Below are 18689 nucleotides of genomic sequence, written 5' to 3' on the forward strand. Positions count from 1 at the left end.
GAGGTCAAAGGATGGATCTATCATTTCACGCGACAACGATTTGCGCAGTGCGACATGATGGTAAAGCAGCCATAGCCGGTGACGGCCAGGTTACCTTCGGTGAGAGTGTCATTATGAAGACGACAGCTAAAAAAGTTCGGCGACTATATCGTGGTCAGGTAATTGCAGGGTTTGCTGGCTCAGTAGCTGATGCAATTACATTGTTTGAAAAGTTTGAAAGTAAGCTTGAAGAACATCACGGGAATCTTCAACGAGCGGCTGTTGAACTGGCTAAGGATTGGCGTCAAGATCGAATTCTCCGTAAACTAGAAGCTCTTATGATTGTTCTGAACAAGGATGGGATGTTACTCATTTCTGGTGGCGGTGAAATCATTGAACCAGATGATGATGTGATTGCTATTGGATCGGGTGGGAATTTTGCACTAGCTGCAGGTAGGGCCCTTAAAAGACATTCACCTCAACTTGAAGCTAAGGATATTGCGAGAGAAGCTTTACAAATTGCATCGGAAATTTGTGTGTATACCAATGGGAATATTTTGGTGGAAGAATTGTAAGGTCGTAAGTGTTAATACACTATAGGGTGGAGGAAACCATGATGATTAATCAATCTTTGACGCCCAGACAAATTGTAGCAGAGTTGGATAAATACATTATTGGACAAAAGCAAGCTAAGAAATCAGTAGCTGTAGCACTTCGTAACCGATATAGACGTAATAAGCTTCCAGAACATGTACGAGATGAGATTGTCCCAAAGAACATCCTGATGATAGGTCCTACGGGTGTGGGTAAGACAGAAATTGCTAGACGACTTGCAAAATTGGTGAATGCTCCCTTTGTGAAGATTGAAGCAACGAAGTTCACAGAAGTTGGATACGTTGGGCGTGACGTCGAGTCTATGGTACGGGATTTAGTCGAAATATCGATTCGCATGGTTAAGTTGGAACGTACGGAAAAAGTCCATGAACAAGCAGTAGAATTGGCTAATGAACGTATTATAGAGATTATTGTTCCATCCAGCACTACAGGTACTAAGAATCAGCGAAATCCGTTTGAAATGCTTTTTGGTGGGAATAACAGTAATCAACAGACTCCTCCGGAAGAGAAAGAACAGGATAGTAGCATTGTTGAGCGCAGGAGAAAAGTTAAGTTTGATTTGTTATCAGGTAATCTGGAGAACGATAACATTGAAATTGATGTCGAAGATGCTAATTCGCCTATGATGGATCTATTCGCTGGACAAGGTAATGAGCAGATGGGTATGAATATGCAAGAAATGTTTGGTAATCTGCTTCCACGGAAAACAAAGAAGAGGAAACTTCCGATTAAAGATGCGCGCGATGTTCTTATTCAAGAAGAGGCAACCAAACTTATCGACATGGATGATATGGTATCAGAATCGATTCAACGTGCTGAGCAATCGGGGATTATATTTATTGATGAAATTGATAAAGTGGCCAGTACAGGTAAGGGAAGTGGACCAGATGTATCTCGAGAAGGTGTCCAGCGAGATATTCTTCCGATAGTAGAAGGATCTACAATCATGACAAAGTATGGTCCTGTAAAAACGGATTTTGTTTTGTTTATTGCGGCAGGTGCCTTCCACATGGCTAAACCTTCAGATTTAATCCCAGAGTTACAAGGTCGCTTTCCAATACGTGTTGAATTGAATAGCTTGACGTTAGAAGATTTCGTATCTATTCTAACGGAACCAGAGAATGCTCTGACGAAGCAATATATTCATTTGCTAAAGACAGAGGATATAGATCTTCAATTTGATCCAGCTGCTATTCGTGTTATTGCGGAGATGGCAGCAACCGTCAATCAGAATACGGAGAATATTGGTGCAAGAAGACTTCATACTATTCTAGAGAAGTTATTGGAGGATCTATCCTTTGAGGCTCCTGAACTAACTCTAGAGAGCATGACGATCACCGCTGAATATGTACGTGAGAAGTTGGCTAATATAGCTCAAGATCGTGACTTGAGCCAGTATATATTATAGGGGATGTTCAAAAAGTCATCTTTTGATTACCGAGTATATCAAAAGACCTATTCGACATCGAAGATTGAATTCAGCCAGTGCTAGCGTGTGTTTTCGAAGAGCAAGACTCGTTCTTTTTTACGAGTCTTGCTCTTTTTTTTTAATTTCAAAAGCAGATTGTCTTTTTGAAAGAACGTTAGTACGCTGATATTTCGAGAATTCGTAGCTTTGCACGTTGTAACACTCATTTGGGATTGTATATTCTGGAAGTAATAGAACGCTAGTACCTTTTTATCATGATTAGATACATATTCTATCCGCAGTGTATTTCTTCCGATCTACCACATGGACTCCCCGATCAAGTGTATATGATGGTATATTTTTACATTTAAGCAGATTTTTAAACCTTGTTGAATTAGAGTGTGAGCATCAATCTTATCAAAGGTAACTTTGCAAAATATCTATTGTTGGAAATATATTCGTTAATACTATGGTGAAAACATTATTAATATCGATAGTATATAGGTCAAAGGTTCTAATTATAACGGCAGTAAAGCGTTATTAGGTCATGAAAATGTTGCGAAATAGAATCTGAATAAGCGAGAATACATTTTGAAACCCCTTACATATGCCTATATTGATGTCAAAACTTATGTATAAATGTTAAATGAGATAATAGTCCCTCTTTTAAAGAAAGATAGGGCTTTTTTCTTATTGTAATAATACTCGAAATTTAAGAAACTTAGCCTTAGCGACAAAATTACCCAACAAACAACAAGTAGTAATAAACCATTGAATTTTAAGGAATTTTGTCGAAAAAAGAGGATTTCATATTTCTTTGTAGAAATACTATCTTGATGATCAAAAAAAACTGGAAATAAAAGGGAAATTAAAAAATAAAGATTTTGAAAGAGGGGGGACAGAATTGAATCTGTTAAATGGTGCAACTTTTCAAAAGTTACAAGGTGGATTGGATGCAGCAAATACAAGGCAACAAGTGATTTCTAATAATATAGCTAACGCTGAGACGCCCTATTTCAAGCGTTCTGTAGTTTCGTTTGAGAGTCTACTGCAACAAGAAATGAATGGGGATATGCCCGTTCTTAAAGGGAATAGGACTGACCTGCGCCATTTTGCCATTGGACCTATAACGGAAATGCCATCGTCAGTTGTTACTTTGGATTCTTCAACGGTAATGAATAACAATTTGAATAATGTCGATATAGAACAGGAAATGTCACTTTTAGCAGATAACCAACTTCGTTACAATTCTTACATAGCACTAGTTAATCATAAAATAAAAATGATGCGTACAGCAGTGCAAGGGAGCTAATAGACAATGACCTTAAGTAATAGCTTTGGAATAAGTGCATCTGCGTTAACTGCACAAAGATTGCGGATGGATATTATTTCATCTAATATTGCGAATGCAGGAACAACAAGAGCAAGTGTGGTCAATGGGGAAACAGTCCCTTATCGACGAAAAATGGTTGTGTTTTCACCGAATGAAACGAACTTTTCTAAAATGCTTCAATCTCAAATGAGCGGAAACTCTTCAAAAGGTATTGGTTCTGGTGTTAGAGTGAAGTCTATTGAAGAAGATAGTGCTCCATTAAAGCCTGTATATAACCCTACGCATCAAGATGCTAATGCTGAAGGGTATGTTATGATGCCAAATGTCGATATGACTAAGGAAATGGTCGATATGATCTCAGCCTCGCGTTCTTATGAAGCTAACATTACAGCTCTTAACGCATCCAAATCCATGATTATGAAAGCATTGGAGATTGGAAAGTAGTAAATAAGGCTTATTAGATATGTAGAGGAGGGAAATGAATGATTCAAAACATGATGTTCAATACTGAAGTAGTTAAACCACTGCAGATGCAAAGCAATAAAGGGGAAGACTCTACTACTCCAATAGAATCACTTAGTAATTTCGGCGCATACTTGGAAGATGCAATTCAACAAGTGTCAAATCAAGAGATTAATGGAAGTGTCATGAGTGAGAAACTGTTACTTGGACAAGCGAATGTTGATGAAGTCATGATCACTGCTGAACAAGCTTTATTAAGTTTGCAGTTGACTGCACAGGTCCGAAATAAAGTGATTGAGGCGTATCAAGAGATTATGAGAATACAATTATAGAGCATTTTAGTTAAGCTTCGGGTGGGGTGACATTGTGAATGAGAGAATTTCCGGATTTAAGGATAAAATTATCCAGTATTGGAATCAATTCAGTAAAAATCAGAAAATAGTTTTTATTTCAACGCTATCACTTATCTTTGTTTCTATCATTATTATAACGATGATGCTATCAAAGACTGAATATGAAGTAGCATTTAAAGATTTGAACGCAACGGATGCAGCAGGGATAATGACTTATTTGGACGAAAGCAATATTCCTTATAAATTGAGTCCTGATGGAAAAAGTGTATCCGTTCCAAGCACTCAGGCAGCACGTGCGAAAGTAGATGTCGGGTCTCAAGGTATTATCGAGAATGGTTCAATTGGTTACAAGATTTTTGAGCAGAGCTCATCTGCAATCGGAATGACAGACAGTGAATTCAATGTAAAGTATAATAACGCTTTGAACGGTGAAGTAGAACAACTCTTAAAAAGAATGAATGGTATTAGGGATGCTAAAGTGCTCATCAGTTTACCAGAAGAAAGTGTTTTTGCGAGTACAGGAAATGAAGATAAGGCTTCAGCTTCAGCCGTATTGGAGTTCAAGATGGGGTATCATCCCAAACAAGAAGCCATTGACGGTTACTACAATCTAATGAAGACAGCCATCCCAAATCTCCCGATTGAGAATATCACAATTACAAATGATGAAGTTGAGCTAGTATCAACGGTAAAGGGTGGACAGGGTGGTCTAACATCAGCATTGGAAGCTAACTTCGCTCTGCAAAAAAGGTTTGAAAATGAAGTTCGCCAGAATGTGAAGAAATTTCTAACCCAATTTACTGGTGAGGGTAAGGTAGAAGTTCTTGTAGCATCCAAGCTCAATTTCGATAAAATTCAAAGTAATGAAAAAATGATTACGCCTGTAAATGAAGAAGACATGAAAGGTATAGAAATCAGCGTTCAGAAGATATCGAAAAATTATTCAGGTACCAGTGCTCCAGATAGTGGTGTGGTTGGAACTGGACCGGAAGAGATTGTGAATTATCCGAGTGATACTAATTCAGGCAATACAACTTCTGAAGAACTGTCAGAAACAGTTAATTATGACGTTAACCGGATTACAAGAGATATAATATCAAGTCCCTACTCTGTTAAGGATTTGACTATTAATGTGGCAGTTGAACCACCTACTGGACAGAATAGTTTGGATGAAGCGACGCAAGATGCGATAAAGAATGTTCTGGTTAACATTGTAAGAGCTTCCGTTGCAGATTCCGGTATTACATATACAGACGCTGACTTGGACAAAAAAGTTTCGGTTTATTCTCAAAATTATAATGCTATCGATACTAGCAAGTCAGGAATAAGTCTTTCTAGCGGTCTTTTGTGGGGGATCGGGTTAGCAGTTTTAGCTCTGTTAGGAGTAGGTGGGTATTTCATATTCCGTCGTCGTAAACAAAGCAAAGAATTTGATGAGGATGTTCCATTACAAGTTCCTACGGAATTCCCTTCCATTAATTTGGAGAGTATGACTAATGAAAGTCAAGTGCGTAAACAGCTCGAAACTCTGGCGAAAAAGAAACCAGACGAATTCGTCAACTTGCTGCGTACATGGCTGGCTGACGAATAGAGGTGGGTATATTGGCAAAGTCAACTAATCAACAAGGGTTGAGTGGTCGTCAGAAAGCGGCGATCTTACTCATCACCTTGGGACCTGAAGTTTCTGCACAAATATTCAAACATTTACGCGATGAAGAGATTGAACAATTAACTCTTGAAATTGCCAATGTGCGAACAGTAGACAGTTTAGAAAAAGATACGATTATGGCAGAATTTCACCAAATCTGTATAGCACAAGAGTATATCTCTCAGGGTGGTATTAATTACGCAAGAGAGATTTTGGAAAAGGCTCTTGGACCACAAAAAGCGCTTGAGGTTATTGGTCGCTTAACGGCAACCCTTCAAGTAAGACCTTTTGATTTTGCGCGAAAAGCGGATCCAAGTCAGATATTGAACTTTATCCAAAATGAAAATGCACAGACGATAGCTTTGGTACTTTCATATTTGCAATTCGAGCAAGCAGCGGCAATCCTATCTTCATTACCTCAGGAGAAACAAGCAGATGTAGCTCGAAGAATTGCAGTTATGGATAGTACATCTCCTGAAGTTCTCTATCAGGTAGAGAGAGTTCTTGAACAGAAGCTTTCATCAACAGTGACACAGGATTTCACCAATGCGGGTGGTCTTGAGTCTATCGTTCAAATCCTTAATGGAGTTGACCGGGGTACTGAGCGTACAATTCTCGATGCGCTAGAAATTCAGGATCCAGAATTGGCAGAGGATATCAAGAAACGTATGTTTGTGTTTGAGGATATCGTGAATATAGATAATAGATCCATTCAACGAATTATTAGAGATATTGAGAATGTAGATCTTCAACTTGCACTCAAAGTGGCTAGTGAAGAAGTTCGTGATGTTGTATTCCGGAATATGTCCAAACGTATGTCCGAATCATTCAAAGAAGAAATGGAATTCATGGGTCCTGTAAGGCTACGTGATGTAGAAGAAGCCCAGACCCGTATTGTTGGTACGATACGCAGATTGGAAGAAGCCGGTGAAATAATAATTGCACGCGGTGGAGGAGATGACATCATTGTCTAATTTGATTAAGCATTCCCAGTATATACCTGTGGAAGTGCTGAAGGAATTGGATTTGTCTAAACATTACAACACCAGTGAGATGGAGTTGGACATAGAAGAAGTAACCACTGAGCAAGTAGAGGTCATTATTCAGATGGATGAAGAAACAGAAAGACTGAAGACAGAAATACTTCAAGACGCTAAAGAATTTGCAGAACGGCAGATTCGTGAGTCATCTCAGGAATCTGAACAAATGTTATCTAAAGCTACAGAGTCCATCGACCAATGGTGGAATGAACGTCGAGAACAAGATGAGCATTTGGTAGAAGCTATCAAGTCTGAAGCTTATGAACAAGGTCATAATGAGGGTCGGATAAAGGCAGAAGAAGAGCTTCAGAAGAAGATAGAAGAAATGATGCTTGAAGCTCAGGTTGTTCTAGAAGAAGCATACCGTGTTAAGAATGAGATTATTCAAGAAGCAGAGCCTTTCTTAGTAGAACTAAGCACTGCAATCGCTGAAAAAATTATTGAGAAGCAATTGACAATCGAGAGTGGGTTTATGATTGATTTGATCAGAAAGAATTTAGCGAGGAAGAGAGAACAAGGAGTTATCACTTTATGTGTTTCTCCAGTTCATTACGAGTTTGTACAAGCAGCTAGAGAAGAGCTTTGTCTAGCCATTGATTCACAGGCAGAACTGAAAATATTACCTGATGCTACTGTGAATGATGGTGGATGTGTCATCCGATCATCACTCGGAAGTATTGACGCACGAATCGATACACAGCTTGTCGAGATTAAGAAAGAACTGATTCGTATAGCTCTAGATAATGACGATCGGAGAAATCAGGATGAAAGTGCTTGATAGTCAGCGTTATTTGGATCATCTGGATCATTTAGATCCCGTGAGAGTCAACGGAAAAGTGACACAAGTTATCGGATTGATGGTTGAGTCCGAAGGTCCGGATGCGAACATCGGTGATGTCTGCTATATCTATCCTAGTAAAAGCACAAAGCCACTCCAAGCTGAAGTAGTAGGTTTTCGCGATAACAGGGTGCTTCTAATGCCACTTGGTGACCTTCAGTCTATTGGACCAGGTTGTGATGTGGTAGGTACAGGTAAGCCACTAAGCGTACAAGTGGGGTCTGAATTACTAGGGAAAGTATTGGACGGATTAGGTCAACCCCTAGATGGGTCACTGATCCCAACGAGAATGGCATTCAGTTCAACGTTTAGACCACCTTCAAATCCATTGAATCGCCCCAGAGTACTTGAACCGATTAGTATTGGTGTAAGAGCTATTGATGGATTGCTTTCAATTGGGAAAGGGCAAAGAGTGGGTATCTTCGCTGGTTCAGGTGTTGGTAAAAGTACGTTAATGGGAATGATTGCTCGCAATACTTCTGCTGATGTCAATGTCATTGCTCTAATTGGTGAACGTGGTCGTGAAGTATTGGATTTCATAGAACGTGATCTAGGTCCAGAAGGGTTGAAACGTTCCGTGGTCATTGTAGCTACATCTGATCAGCCTGCATTAATTCGTATCAAGGGTGCACTTATCGCAACAACGATTGCAGAGTATTTTCGTGATCGTGGGATGAACGTCATGTTAATGATGGATTCAGTTACTCGTTATGCGATGGCGCAACGTGAGGTGGGGCTTGCCATTGGTGAACCACCAGCTATGAGGGGTTATACACCATCTGTGTTCGCTAATCTACCTAAATTGTTAGAGAGGGCAGGAACGGGACCTACGGGTTCGATAACAGCCTTTTATACCGTGTTGGTTGATGGTGATGACATGAATGAGCCTATTGCGGATGCGGTCCGAGGTATTCTTGATGGACACATCGTGCTAAATAGAAATATTGCTAACAAAGGTCATTTTCCAGCTATTGATATTCTGGCGAGCATCAGTAGAGTTATGAAGGATATTTCATCAGATGAACATACTGAGGCTGCTGAGAATTTAAAACGACTGCTCGCTGTATATACGGAATCTGAGGATTTAATTAACATAGGTGCATACCATCGTGGATCAAATGATAGTATCGACGAATCTATTGATTTCATTCAGAATATCTGGGACTTTAGTAGGCAAAAGGTAGATGAGAAGGTAACATTTGAAGAAGTGAAGGAACGCTTGATTTCTGAATTTTCGAGGAGATGAATGATAAAGCATGAGATTTCATTATGCATTCCAGAATATCGTGAATTTAAAGGGGAACGAGAAGACACAAGCAGAATGGATATTGTCTAATGCCATTGCTAAGTTGCAGGAAGAAGAGAACTCCTTACAAGAATTCGAGAATATGAGGCATGAAATGACGAATCAACTTCAATTGGAAATTGAGAATTCAGCTCCTGCCGTGAAAGTCCAAGCTATTCAAACGTATGTAGAGCATCTAGAACAATGTATTATCAGAAAGCATGCGGATGTTCGAAAAGCTAATGTGGCTGTGCGAAAGAGTCAAAGTCATTTAACAGATAAGATGTTGGATGAAAAAGTATGGACGAAATCTCGTGAGAAAGCAAAGAACAAATTTCAACATGAAACGCTACTCCGGGAACAAAATGAACTTGATGAAATAGCAACTGTAAGGTTTGCTATGAATCTTCGATAGAAACTTAATCGGGAGAATGTACAAATGTCTTGCCCCTTAGGGAGGGAATAAAAGTGGCACGTAATGATAAAGACTTTGAGGACGAAAAGGAATCAGCAGGGGGCTTTGAACGGTTTTTAGTGTTAATTATCCCTATTATTTTCACCATTGTTCTCGTAGGTGTATTACTTATTCTTTTTAATATGGATATACGTAATTCAGTTCTTGGATTCGCTAAAAAAGTTCCAATCGTACAGAATTGGGTGCCTGAACCTAATCTCGATCCGGAAAAGACCAAGCTGCAAGAGAGCAAAGAAGAGATGAAAAGTGTGGAAGCTACAGTAAAGGAACTAAAGAACCAGCTGGTTGCTAAAGAAACAGAATTAGAGCAAGAACGTGAGAGTAATGCTCAACAGGAAGCCCAATTGAACGATTTAGCGTCTAAGTTGGAAGCCTTGAAACAGGAAAGTGTTGAGGAAGTTCCTGAAGAAAATATCGATGTTGAGTACCAGAAACAGATCGATGATCTTGCGAAAATGTATGCCAACATGAGTCCTAGTAAAGCAGCGCCAATTTTGCAAAATATGACGTTGGAAGAAACAGTTCTATTATTTAATTCAATGAAAAATGATAGTAGAATGGCAATACTTGAAAAAATGGATCCCAAAGTTGCGGCTGAAGTAACTATGTTGATGAAAGATACAAAATCAGCTCTTGATTTGCAGATTGCAGCACTGCAATCGCGTTTGAAGAAGAATGATACAACGTCAGTTCCAACTCCAACTAACTTGAATAAGAGCCAGTTGAGTCAGACCTTTGCCAATATGACACCAAAAAGTGCTGCTGACCTTCTCTTTCAGACTTACAAGATTAGTCCAGATAAGACGTTAGAGATTCTAAGATCAGTTACTGATGCCACGCGTTCGTCATTACTTGGACAGATGTCATCCATTGATCCATCTACAACAGCCATAATACTTAATAAGCTCATGAGCAAGTAGAGTGAATTTAAATAGATATGACTTGAAGGGAGGTGAAAATAAATGACGTTAATATTTCAAAACATGGCTATGAATAATGCGAGTTCAAGTAAAAGCGGAACGACAAGTGGAAAAGTGTCTAGTGATTCTACTGTAAATGTGATTGAAGGTTCTAATGTGCTAGCAGAGCATACCTTCTCGCAAATGATGGGAGAGGGGTCAGCTCCGACAACGATACTCACCTCCTCAGATGTAGCTTCACTATTAGAAGGTCTTCTTCAGAATGTACCTGTGCAAGGGACTACGTCGACGGAATCGGACTTGCTTAATCAACTTTTACAAGGATTTACCGATGAAATCACCAAAGTGGATGAGGCGATCGAGGCAGATCCGTCACTTATGTTGTTGCTTAAGGGTTGGTTGCAACAAGTGAATACATTGTTAATTTCCCATGAGACTGAGGACGGTGGAGCGGATCAGAGCGCACTGTTATCTAACATGCTTGCAGAACAACCAGAAACGATCAGATTTGCAGTGCAAGATGCAGTAAGTCAATTGTTATCTATGCTACCGAAGAATGATCTTACGAGTAATTCCAGTTCGCAAGCTATTCAATTGTTGGCTTCAGTTCATAACTTATTGCAACAAGTCGATAAGGATGAACCGCAAACAGCCGTTATTCCTGTTGAAGTTACGGATAAGGAAGGTGCAAAGGGATCAGTGCTATTACAGTCTAATGTAAATAAGTTAGCACAAGCTGACGGTACAACTATTCCAAATAAAACCGAAATGGTTGTTAATTCTAATGGTTCTCAGGTGTTGACACCAATGAAATTAGATCAACTTATTCGAGTTTTACAAGGAACAGCATCGATTCCAAGCGATGAAGATGTTGCGATTACGGTGCAGAAATCTGTAGCTACAGAGAGTACTGAACTTACGCCAGACCAAGGGATATTAACAGCTGGAGAGCTATTGATGAGAGAAGGAATCAAGAATCCATTAAAGGCAGCGCCAGTCCCTGTTGAGAAATTCCCTGAAGAAGTGGCAAAGCTTTTAGTTAGTAAATTGGATATTGTGAAGCTGAATGGCATGACTGAAGCGAAAATATCTCTTTATCCAGAACATTTGGGGCAAGTTGATATTAAAATTACGATGTCGAATGGCCAATTGATAGCTACCTTTATGACAGAACATGCTGGAGCTAAGGGGTTACTTGAACAACAAATGTCACAACTCCGCACAGCACTACAATCTCAAGGATTACAGGTTGAGAGGCTGGAGGTGACGCAAAACCAATCCCTTCAATCACATATGTACAATGAAGGTCGTCAACCAAGTGCAGGTCAGCAACAATCGAATCAAAGATCTAAAGAACGGGAAGACCAAACGGATGATTCATTAGCGGTGGCTGAACTCACTGAGGAAATGAACGATTGGTTATCAGAACAAGTTAATGGTGAACAAGGAAATACGTTTACAGCAAAAGCGTAAAGAATGGGGGTTAACTTGTGGCTTCGGAAATTAAGGGAACCAATAACATTTGGCCTAATTATTCTACCAATAATGTTAAAGAGGCAAGTAAGAAAGATACTACAACAATGGGGAAGGACCAATTCCTTAAGATCATGATTACGCAACTTCAGAATCAAGATCCGATGCAACCTTTACAAGATAAGGAGTTCATAGCTCAGATGGCGCAGTTTACGTCCGTTGAGCAGTTGATGAATATCTCGGGTCAATTAAATACATTGAATCAATCATTAGGCAGTGTTTCAGGGCTGATTGGTAAAGAAATAAGTTGGATTGATTCATCGGATAATAGTAAGTCAGAAATCTTAAAAGGTATTGTGAATTCTATTGTTATTCGTGATGGTGTTCAGTATGCAACCGTTGGAAAGACAGCTGTTCCGGTAAATCTAATTCTTGAGATTGGAAATCCAGTTGAGAATGAAAGTCCACCTGTAACTGAACCGGATGAGAGTGAGGAACCTCCTGTAACTGAGCCAGAACCAGAACCAGAAGTAAATGAGGAAATCATATGAATGAACGGCTAATGATTGGACAGATGTTTCCTACCCCAGTAAATTCTACTTCCATTGCTAGAAATGTACGTCATTCACAGGGGGCAGTGAATAGTACCTCATTTGATCAATTGTTACAGCAAAATATGCTCAAGTTCAGCAATCATGCTGTAAAACGCTTAGAGCAAAGAGGTATTGTTATTCCTGAAGAACAGTTAGCACGCATATCAGATGCAGTTGATCAGGCCGCAGCAAAAGGAAGTAAAGAATCGCTAATAATGTTGAACGATATGGCATTGATTGTGAATATTAAGAATCGTACTGTTGTAACAGCAATGGACGGTGGATCAATGAAGGATAATGTATTTACGAATATTGATAGTGCTGTAATTATTTCATAACTGGCTGGCCCGAACCGGAAGCCAGTGGACTATTGATCGATTGATATAGTCCATGTAATTAATAAGGGGGAATAGTGGATGTTAAGATCTATGTACTCAGGGGTTTCAGGTATGAAGGGGTTTCAAACGAAACTAGACGTTATTGGTAACAATATTGCCAACGTCAATACGATTGGATTTAAGTCAGGTCGCGTGATGTTCAAAGATATTATGAGCCAAACGACTTCAGGTGTAACACCTCCCAATGAGGGAACTCAAGGTGGAGTGAATGCTAAGCAGATCGGTCTAGGTGTATCTGTGGGATCCATTGATACGATACATTTGGCTGGTAGCGCGATGACAACAAATCAACCAACAGATTTACGGATTGATGGAGATGGATTCTTTACTGTGATAATGACCGAAGATCAAGAGGTACCTTTTCTGACTAGAGCGGGTGATTTCCATGTTGACGCAAATCGAAATTTGGTCACATCAGATGGATTATATGTGACAGACATTGGTGGTGGCATTATTCAACTTGGGGATGACGTTACTTCGTTCTCAATTGCACAGGATGGAACCATTGTTCAGAAAATGGCTGATGGAACGACAGAGCCAGGGGCACAACTTGGGGTAGCTAAGATACTTAACCCGGAGGGTCTTGAGAAAATTGGTGGAAACTTATATAGAGTGACCTTAAATGCAACTCCAGAGGGTGAATATGAAATATTTGCTGCTAATGATGCAGAGGAAGGAACAGGAGCTATTATATCTGGACAGTTGGAAATGTCAAACGTTGATCTCACGAGTGAGTTCACAGAAATGATTGTTGCACAACGTGGTTTCCAAGCTAACTCGCGTATTATAACTACATCAGATGAGATCCTTCAAGAAGTTGTGAATTTGAAACGCTAATGATTTAGCGGGAGGGGAGGGGATCTCTTCTCCCGAATTTTCATAGGAGGCTTACGATGATCTCACTAACAAGAATAAACGGTTCCGAAATGTGGTTAAATGCTCTTCTCATTGAAATGGTAGAAGAAACACCTGATACCTACATCACGCTAGTTACAGGGAAAAGATTAATTGTGCTTGAAAAGGCAGCTGTAGTAATCTCGCTTGTGAAACAATATAGTCAAGAGATCGGAATGAATAATGCAACTATTAAAGTGGTACATACGGAGGAATCCCCATGAAAAAGATGATGCCTTGGCTGATTACTATTCTATTAGCTATAACATTGATTGTATTAGCCGCTTTCTTACTATTTGATAAATTGTTTAGTAGTCCAAATGACAATGTTAGCAACACTGTAAATGCTGTTGAGATGAAAGGTTTGACAGCGGATCAAATGGTCGAAATGACTTCAGAAATAACAGGTATAAAGACAAACCTAGAGGATCTTGATTATATCGTAATGATGAATTTTGCGTTTCAATTGGAAAGTAAGAAGTCTAAAGAGGAATTTGACAAAATCAAAGAAATTAAAATCAAGCCGATCATTCTCAAAACACTTGCGGATACGAAACCAGATGATCTTAAAGGTGCCAATGGTAAAGATCAATTGAGCGCAAAATTGATCAATTTGATTAATCAAAGCTTAACTAAAGGACAATTGACTCAAATTGAGATCACAGAGTTTCTGCTAGCACCGATGTAAATAGTAAAAATGGACTAATTTGTTAGGGGGTGAGATGATTGGTAGATGTATTATCACAAAACGAGATTGACGCCCTACTCGCTGCACTATCTTCTGGAGAAATGGATGCGGAAGAACTCAAAAAGGAAGAATCTCAAAAGAAAATTCGATCTTACGACTTTAAACGAGCCGTACGTTTTTCTAAAGATCATATCCGAAGCTTAACTCGGATCCATGAGAATTTTGCCAGATATCTAACAACGTATTTCTCAGCGCAACTAAGAACCTTTGTGCAAATAAGCGTCGTTCAGGTAGAACAGCTTCCATATGATGAATTTATCCGCTCTATACCTAAAATGACGATACTTAATATTTTTGAAGCAGAACCACTTAAAGGTAGAATGGTCATGGAAGTGCATCCAAACGTTGCTTATGCTATGTTAGATCGATTGCTCGGCGGTATAGGGAATGCACCAGCTAAGATGAATTCACTCACAGAGATAGAAACGACGATTATGGAGCGGATTTTTGGTAGAGCATTTGAAAGTTTGCAAGAAGCATGGAAGACAGTCTTAGATATTTCACCTCGTATGGAGGCTATGGAGACCAATCCACAATTTATGCAAATTGTTTCACCGAATGAAACGATTGCTTTGATCTCTTTAAGTACTAAAATTGGAGATACGACAGGGATGATAAACATCTGTATACCACATGTCGTTCTAGAGCCCATTATGTCTAAGCTATCGGCACATCAATGGTTCGTTTCTGAGAAGAAAGAAAGTGAGCCACTTGAAGTGAAAGCTTTACAGCAACATGTTAAGCATACGAAGTTAAAGATTGTTGCTGAGCTTGGAGAATCGAAATTGTCTGTATCTGAATTTCTAGGATTAGCAGTAGGAGATGTCATTAATCTAAATAATTCAGTTAATTCAGGATTAGCGATTAAAATTGGAGACATATTGAAGTTTACTGGCAGTCCAGGAACGATAAAGGATCGCATAGCCGTACAGATTGATGAAATTGTTAGTGAAGGAGTTGAAGAACATGACTAGTAAAGATTATTTAACCCAAGAGGAAATTGATGCATTACTAAGGCAGTCAGACTCAGATGATTCTAAGGGGAATACCAAAGAGACGGTAGATGACTATTTAACACCGCTTGAACAAGATGCTTTGGGTGAGATTGGAAATATTACTTTTGGAAGTGCCGCGACTGCTCTGTCGACATTGCTAGGTAAAAAAGTGGATATTACGACACCGACAGTTTCAATCATTACCCGTTCTCAATTTGAAGATGAATTCCCGAAACCGCACGTCGCTGTTCATGTGACGTATGTGGATGGATTTGAAGGGATTAATTCGCTTGTTATTAAGACGAGAGATGCACAAGTCATTGCAGATCTAATGCTTGGTGGTGAAGGAGATCCGAAAGACGAAGAATTGAATGAGATTCATATTAGTGCGGTTCAGGAAGCTATGAATCAGATGATGGGTTCATCGGCAACATCGATGTCAACACTATTCAACCGCTTTGTTAATATTTCTCCTCCTGGAATTGATATATTAAATATAACTAGCGGTGATGGAGTAAATAATCTTCCTTCCGAGGAAACGTTGATTAAAATATCATTTCGATTAACAATTGGTGAGTTAATAGATTCGACGATTATGCAGTTACTTCCAGTTCAGTTCTCTAAAGATATGGTGAGTATTTTACTTAATGGAACAGATGAAACTGCAGAGGTAGAGACAGTAGCCGCAACGGCTCCTGCACCTATTCAACCAGCTGCAGCCCCTATGGCACCAAATCATATGCAGGCTAGTCCTAGCCATCAACCAGGCATGGAAACGCCTGGATATGGACAGCAGCAGAGTATGCCTTATCCTGGCGCTCCTGGGGCGATGCCTGGGTACGATCAGAATCAACAAAACTATTATGCACCACCACAGCCACAGCATTACGGAGCACCCAATCGTAATCTAAATGTTCAGCCAGTGCAGTTTGCTAATCTGCAGTCTACCCCATATCAACAGGTGGATCAAAACAATTTAGAATTATTAATGGACGTACCACTCAAGGTTACCGTAGAATTAGGCAGGACCCATAAACAAATAAAAGATATTCTTGAATTATCGCAAGGTTCTATCATCGAACTTGACAAACTTGCAGGTGAGCCAGTTGATATTCTTGTGAATAACAAAATGGTAGCTAAAGGTGAAGTGGTTGTCATCGATGAAAACTTCGGTGTGAGAGTAATAGAAATAGTTAGTCAATGGGACCGTCTACAGAAATTACAATAAGGTGTATATAGGGAGGATTTTTAACAAATGGCAAATAGAATTCTTATCGTGGATGACGCAGCTTTTATGAGGATGATGATCCGTGATATTTTGACGAAAAATGGTTTTGAGGTTGTCGGAGAAGCAGCAGATGGTGCGCAAGCAATTGAGAAATTTAAGGAAGTACGTCCTGATCTAATCACTATGGATATTACGATGCCAGAAATGGATGGTATTACAGCTCTTAAAGAAATCAAAATTATAGACCCGAGTGCGAAGGTTATTATGTGTTCTGCAATGGGTCAGCAAGCCATGGTTATTGATGCTATTCAAGCAGGCGCGAAAGACTTTATTGTTAAACCATTTCAATCAGATCGTGTTGTTGAGGCTATTAATAAAACTTTAGGAATATAGGTTGAGTTATGGCTAGTTCGAATGAAACCATTGAAACTGTTAATGATGTGAACTATGGTTTGAATCTTGTTTATGTGATCGTTGTTTTGGCAGTTATTGTTGTACTTATTGTTTTCTTAATTCGGTTCTTGGGGTCTAAGAATAAATCTTGGTTCAGTAATCCAATGATTCGAATTCTCGGTGGTGTAGGTATTGGACCTAACAAAACTCTCCAAGTTATCGAGTTGGGAAATAGCGTGTACTTAGTCGGTGTTGGCGAAGATATAAGCCTCATCGATAAAATTTCTGACCCAAATGAGGTTGCAACTATATTAGCGGCACTTGAGGAAGAGGCAGTAGGGAAAAGTAACTTACTGCCTCCATTTTTAAGTAGACTAATTAGTAAAGCGAGAAGGGATGAAACTCCGCAAGAAATGGAACATGAGAATGACATTTCCTTTCATGAAGTGTTTGACTCTAAGATTCGTCGGATGTCTAACCGAAAAGAGAAAATGGAAGAACTGCTCCGTGAGGACAATAATACAGATCGGTTGAGGGATCCATGAAAAAAAAAGTCATCTTACTTTGTTTGTTAATGGGGATCGTTAGTCTAATATCGGTTTCAGCGGCATTTGCTGATCCTATCAATTTTGATATTCAAATTGGCAATTCTGACGGAGCGCCTAATACAAGTTCTTTATCAATACTCCTTCTAATTACAGTTATCAGTATTGCTCCGGCTATATTGGTCTTAATGACAAGTTTTACTCGTATTGTTATTGTTCTTGGCTTTGTCAGAACATCACTTGGAACACAGCAAATGCCACCGAACCAGGTATTGGTTGGTTTAGCACTATTCATGACATTATTTGTTATGGCACCAACATTTTCATCAATCAATGAAGTTGCACTCCAGCCTTATTTAAAAGCGGAGATTACGCAGACGGAAGCTTTAAAGGAAGCTGCAGATCCTATTAAAAAGTTCATGTTCAAATATACACGTGAAAAAGACTTGTTATTGTTTATGAATTATACAAAGATGGAAAAACCGGCTACATATAGTGATATTCCTTTAACAGTATTGGTTCCTTCATTTGCAATTAGTGAGCTTAAGTCGGCATTTCAAATGGGATTCTTAATTTTTATTCCGTTTCTAATTATTGATATCGTTGTTGCAAGTACATTGATGGCAATGGGGATGATGATGTTACCGCCCGTCATGATTTCACTCCCGTTTAAGATTCTATTATTTGTTCTAGTAGATGGCTGGTATTTAGTTGTCAAATCATTACTACTTAGTTTTAACTGATAGAACTACAGAAGAGAAGTATAGGCAAGTGAGGGAGGTCAGTCATGAACTCGGATTTTATTATTGGGCTGGCTGGACAAGCGGTATTTACCGCGCTTAAAGTGAGTGCGCCTATGTTGCTTCTGGGATTGGGTGTGGGCTTGATAGTGAGTATATTTCAAGCAACTACACAGATTCAGGAGCAAACGCTTGCTTTTGTTCCAAAGATAGTTGCTGTATTGCTAGCGTTATTGTTGTTTGGCCCTTGGATTTTAACGACGCTTGTAGATTTCACCTTCAATATATTAGACAATTTGTATAAATTTATCGGTTAGGCTGAATGT

At 39.3% G+C, this 18689-nt stretch carries 23 protein-coding genes; all 23 read left to right on the forward strand.

Translation table 11 applies throughout. The features are described 5' to 3' along the window. The first annotated feature begins 11 nt into the window (after positions 1-11). The 23 genes from hslV (at position 12) to fliQ (ending at position 18680) form a co-directional block, all read left to right on the forward strand. Entirely contained in the window at positions 12-554 is a 543-nt protein-coding gene (gene hslV, locus ACP8HI_RS05535; protein ID WP_438350128.1) for an ATP-dependent protease subunit HslV, read from the forward strand. A gap of 41 nt (positions 555-595) precedes the next feature. Then, a complete protein-coding gene (gene hslU, locus ACP8HI_RS05540) occupies positions 596-2002 on the forward strand; it encodes an ATP-dependent protease ATPase subunit HslU (RefSeq protein WP_438351716.1) in 1407 nt (468 codons plus the stop codon). 904 nt (positions 2003-2906) lie between these two features. Then, positions 2907-3314, forward strand: coding sequence for a flagellar basal body rod protein FlgB (gene flgB, locus ACP8HI_RS05545; protein WP_438350129.1), 408 nt, complete (start codon positions 2907-2909; stop codon positions 3312-3314). A gap of 6 nt (positions 3315-3320) precedes the next feature. Beyond that, entirely contained in the window at positions 3321-3779 is a 459-nt protein-coding gene (gene flgC, locus ACP8HI_RS05550; protein WP_438350130.1) for a flagellar basal body rod protein FlgC, read from the forward strand. A 38-nt stretch (positions 3780-3817) separates the two neighbouring features. Next, the gene (gene fliE / locus ACP8HI_RS05555; RefSeq protein ID WP_438350131.1) at positions 3818-4129 is read left to right on the forward strand and encodes a flagellar hook-basal body complex protein FliE; all 312 of its coding nucleotides are present in this window, start codon (positions 3818-3820) and stop codon (positions 4127-4129) included. 34 nt (positions 4130-4163) lie between these two features. Beyond that, the gene (gene fliF, locus ACP8HI_RS05560; RefSeq protein WP_438350132.1) at positions 4164-5741 is read left to right on the forward strand and encodes a flagellar basal-body MS-ring/collar protein FliF; all 1578 of its coding nucleotides are present in this window, start codon (positions 4164-4166) and stop codon (positions 5739-5741) included. Between the two features lie 11 nt (positions 5742-5752). After that, entirely contained in the window at positions 5753-6772 is a 1020-nt protein-coding gene (gene fliG, locus ACP8HI_RS05565) for a flagellar motor switch protein FliG (RefSeq protein WP_438350133.1), read from the forward strand. After that, entirely contained in the window at positions 6765-7616 is an 852-nt protein-coding gene (locus ACP8HI_RS05570; protein WP_438350134.1) for a FliH/SctL family protein, read from the forward strand. The genes fliG and ACP8HI_RS05570 overlap by 8 nt, the downstream gene beginning before the upstream one ends. After that, entirely contained in the window at positions 7603-8922 is a 1320-nt protein-coding gene (fliI, locus tag ACP8HI_RS05575) for a flagellar protein export ATPase FliI (RefSeq protein ID WP_438350135.1), read from the forward strand. Before ACP8HI_RS05570 ends, fliI begins: the two co-directional genes overlap by 14 nt. Positions 8923-8932: 10 nt before the next feature. Beyond that, complete coding sequence (gene fliJ, locus ACP8HI_RS05580) at positions 8933-9376, forward strand: flagellar export protein FliJ (RefSeq protein WP_438350136.1); 444 nt, start codon at positions 8933-8935, stop codon at positions 9374-9376. 53 nt (positions 9377-9429) lie between these two features. Beyond that, positions 9430-10356, forward strand: a complete 927-nt coding sequence (locus ACP8HI_RS05585; RefSeq protein WP_438350137.1) for a MotE family protein — start codon at positions 9430-9432, stop codon at positions 10354-10356. A gap of 42 nt (positions 10357-10398) precedes the next feature. After that, positions 10399-11829 carry a flagellar hook-length control protein FliK gene (locus tag ACP8HI_RS05590; RefSeq protein WP_438350138.1) on the forward strand — a complete coding sequence of 477 codons (1431 nt, stop codon included), beginning with the start codon at positions 10399-10401 and terminating at the stop codon, positions 11827-11829. A gap of 17 nt (positions 11830-11846) precedes the next feature. Then, complete coding sequence (locus ACP8HI_RS05595) at positions 11847-12380, forward strand: flagellar hook capping FlgD N-terminal domain-containing protein (RefSeq protein WP_438350139.1); 534 nt, start codon at positions 11847-11849, stop codon at positions 12378-12380. Then, on the forward strand, positions 12377-12760 hold the full coding sequence (locus ACP8HI_RS05600) for a TIGR02530 family flagellar biosynthesis protein (RefSeq protein WP_438350140.1): 384 nt from the start codon (positions 12377-12379) through the stop codon (positions 12758-12760). Before ACP8HI_RS05595 ends, ACP8HI_RS05600 begins: the two co-directional genes overlap by 4 nt. A gap of 78 nt (positions 12761-12838) precedes the next feature. Beyond that, entirely contained in the window at positions 12839-13657 is an 819-nt protein-coding gene (gene flgG / locus ACP8HI_RS05605; protein ID WP_438350141.1) for a flagellar basal body rod protein FlgG, read from the forward strand. A gap of 56 nt (positions 13658-13713) precedes the next feature. Then, positions 13714-13938: a flagellar FlbD family protein gene (locus tag ACP8HI_RS05610; RefSeq protein ID WP_438350142.1), complete on the forward strand. Its 225-nt coding sequence runs from the start codon at positions 13714-13716 to the stop codon at positions 13936-13938. Continuing rightward, the gene (locus tag ACP8HI_RS05615) at positions 13935-14402 is read left to right on the forward strand and encodes a flagellar basal body-associated FliL family protein (RefSeq protein WP_438350143.1); all 468 of its coding nucleotides are present in this window, start codon (positions 13935-13937) and stop codon (positions 14400-14402) included. Before ACP8HI_RS05610 ends, ACP8HI_RS05615 begins: the two co-directional genes overlap by 4 nt. Positions 14403-14440: 38 nt before the next feature. Continuing rightward, positions 14441-15436, forward strand: a complete 996-nt coding sequence (fliM, locus tag ACP8HI_RS05620; protein WP_438350144.1) for a flagellar motor switch protein FliM — start codon at positions 14441-14443, stop codon at positions 15434-15436. Continuing rightward, positions 15429-16685, forward strand: a complete 1257-nt coding sequence (gene fliY, locus ACP8HI_RS05625; protein WP_438350145.1) for a flagellar motor switch phosphatase FliY — start codon at positions 15429-15431, stop codon at positions 16683-16685. Before fliM ends, fliY begins: the two co-directional genes overlap by 8 nt. 27 nt (positions 16686-16712) lie before the next feature. After that, positions 16713-17078, forward strand: a complete 366-nt coding sequence (locus ACP8HI_RS05630; protein WP_438350146.1) for a response regulator — start codon at positions 16713-16715, stop codon at positions 17076-17078. 8 nt (positions 17079-17086) lie between these two features. Further along, positions 17087-17623, forward strand: a complete 537-nt coding sequence (locus tag ACP8HI_RS05635; protein WP_438350147.1) for a flagellar biosynthetic protein FliO — start codon at positions 17087-17089, stop codon at positions 17621-17623. Then, positions 17620-18366 carry a flagellar type III secretion system pore protein FliP gene (gene fliP / locus ACP8HI_RS05640; protein WP_438350148.1) on the forward strand — a complete coding sequence of 249 codons (747 nt, stop codon included), beginning with the start codon at positions 17620-17622 and terminating at the stop codon, positions 18364-18366. Before ACP8HI_RS05635 ends, fliP begins: the two co-directional genes overlap by 4 nt. Positions 18367-18410: 44 nt before the next feature. Next, a complete protein-coding gene (fliQ, locus tag ACP8HI_RS05645) occupies positions 18411-18680 on the forward strand; it encodes a flagellar biosynthesis protein FliQ (protein WP_438350149.1) in 270 nt (89 codons plus the stop codon). The last annotated feature ends 9 nt before the right edge of the window (positions 18681-18689 follow it).

Source organism: Paenibacillus sp. FA6, from assembly GCF_051550225.1.
Taxonomy (GTDB): Bacteria; Bacillota; Bacilli; order Paenibacillales; family Paenibacillaceae; genus Paenibacillus_AQ.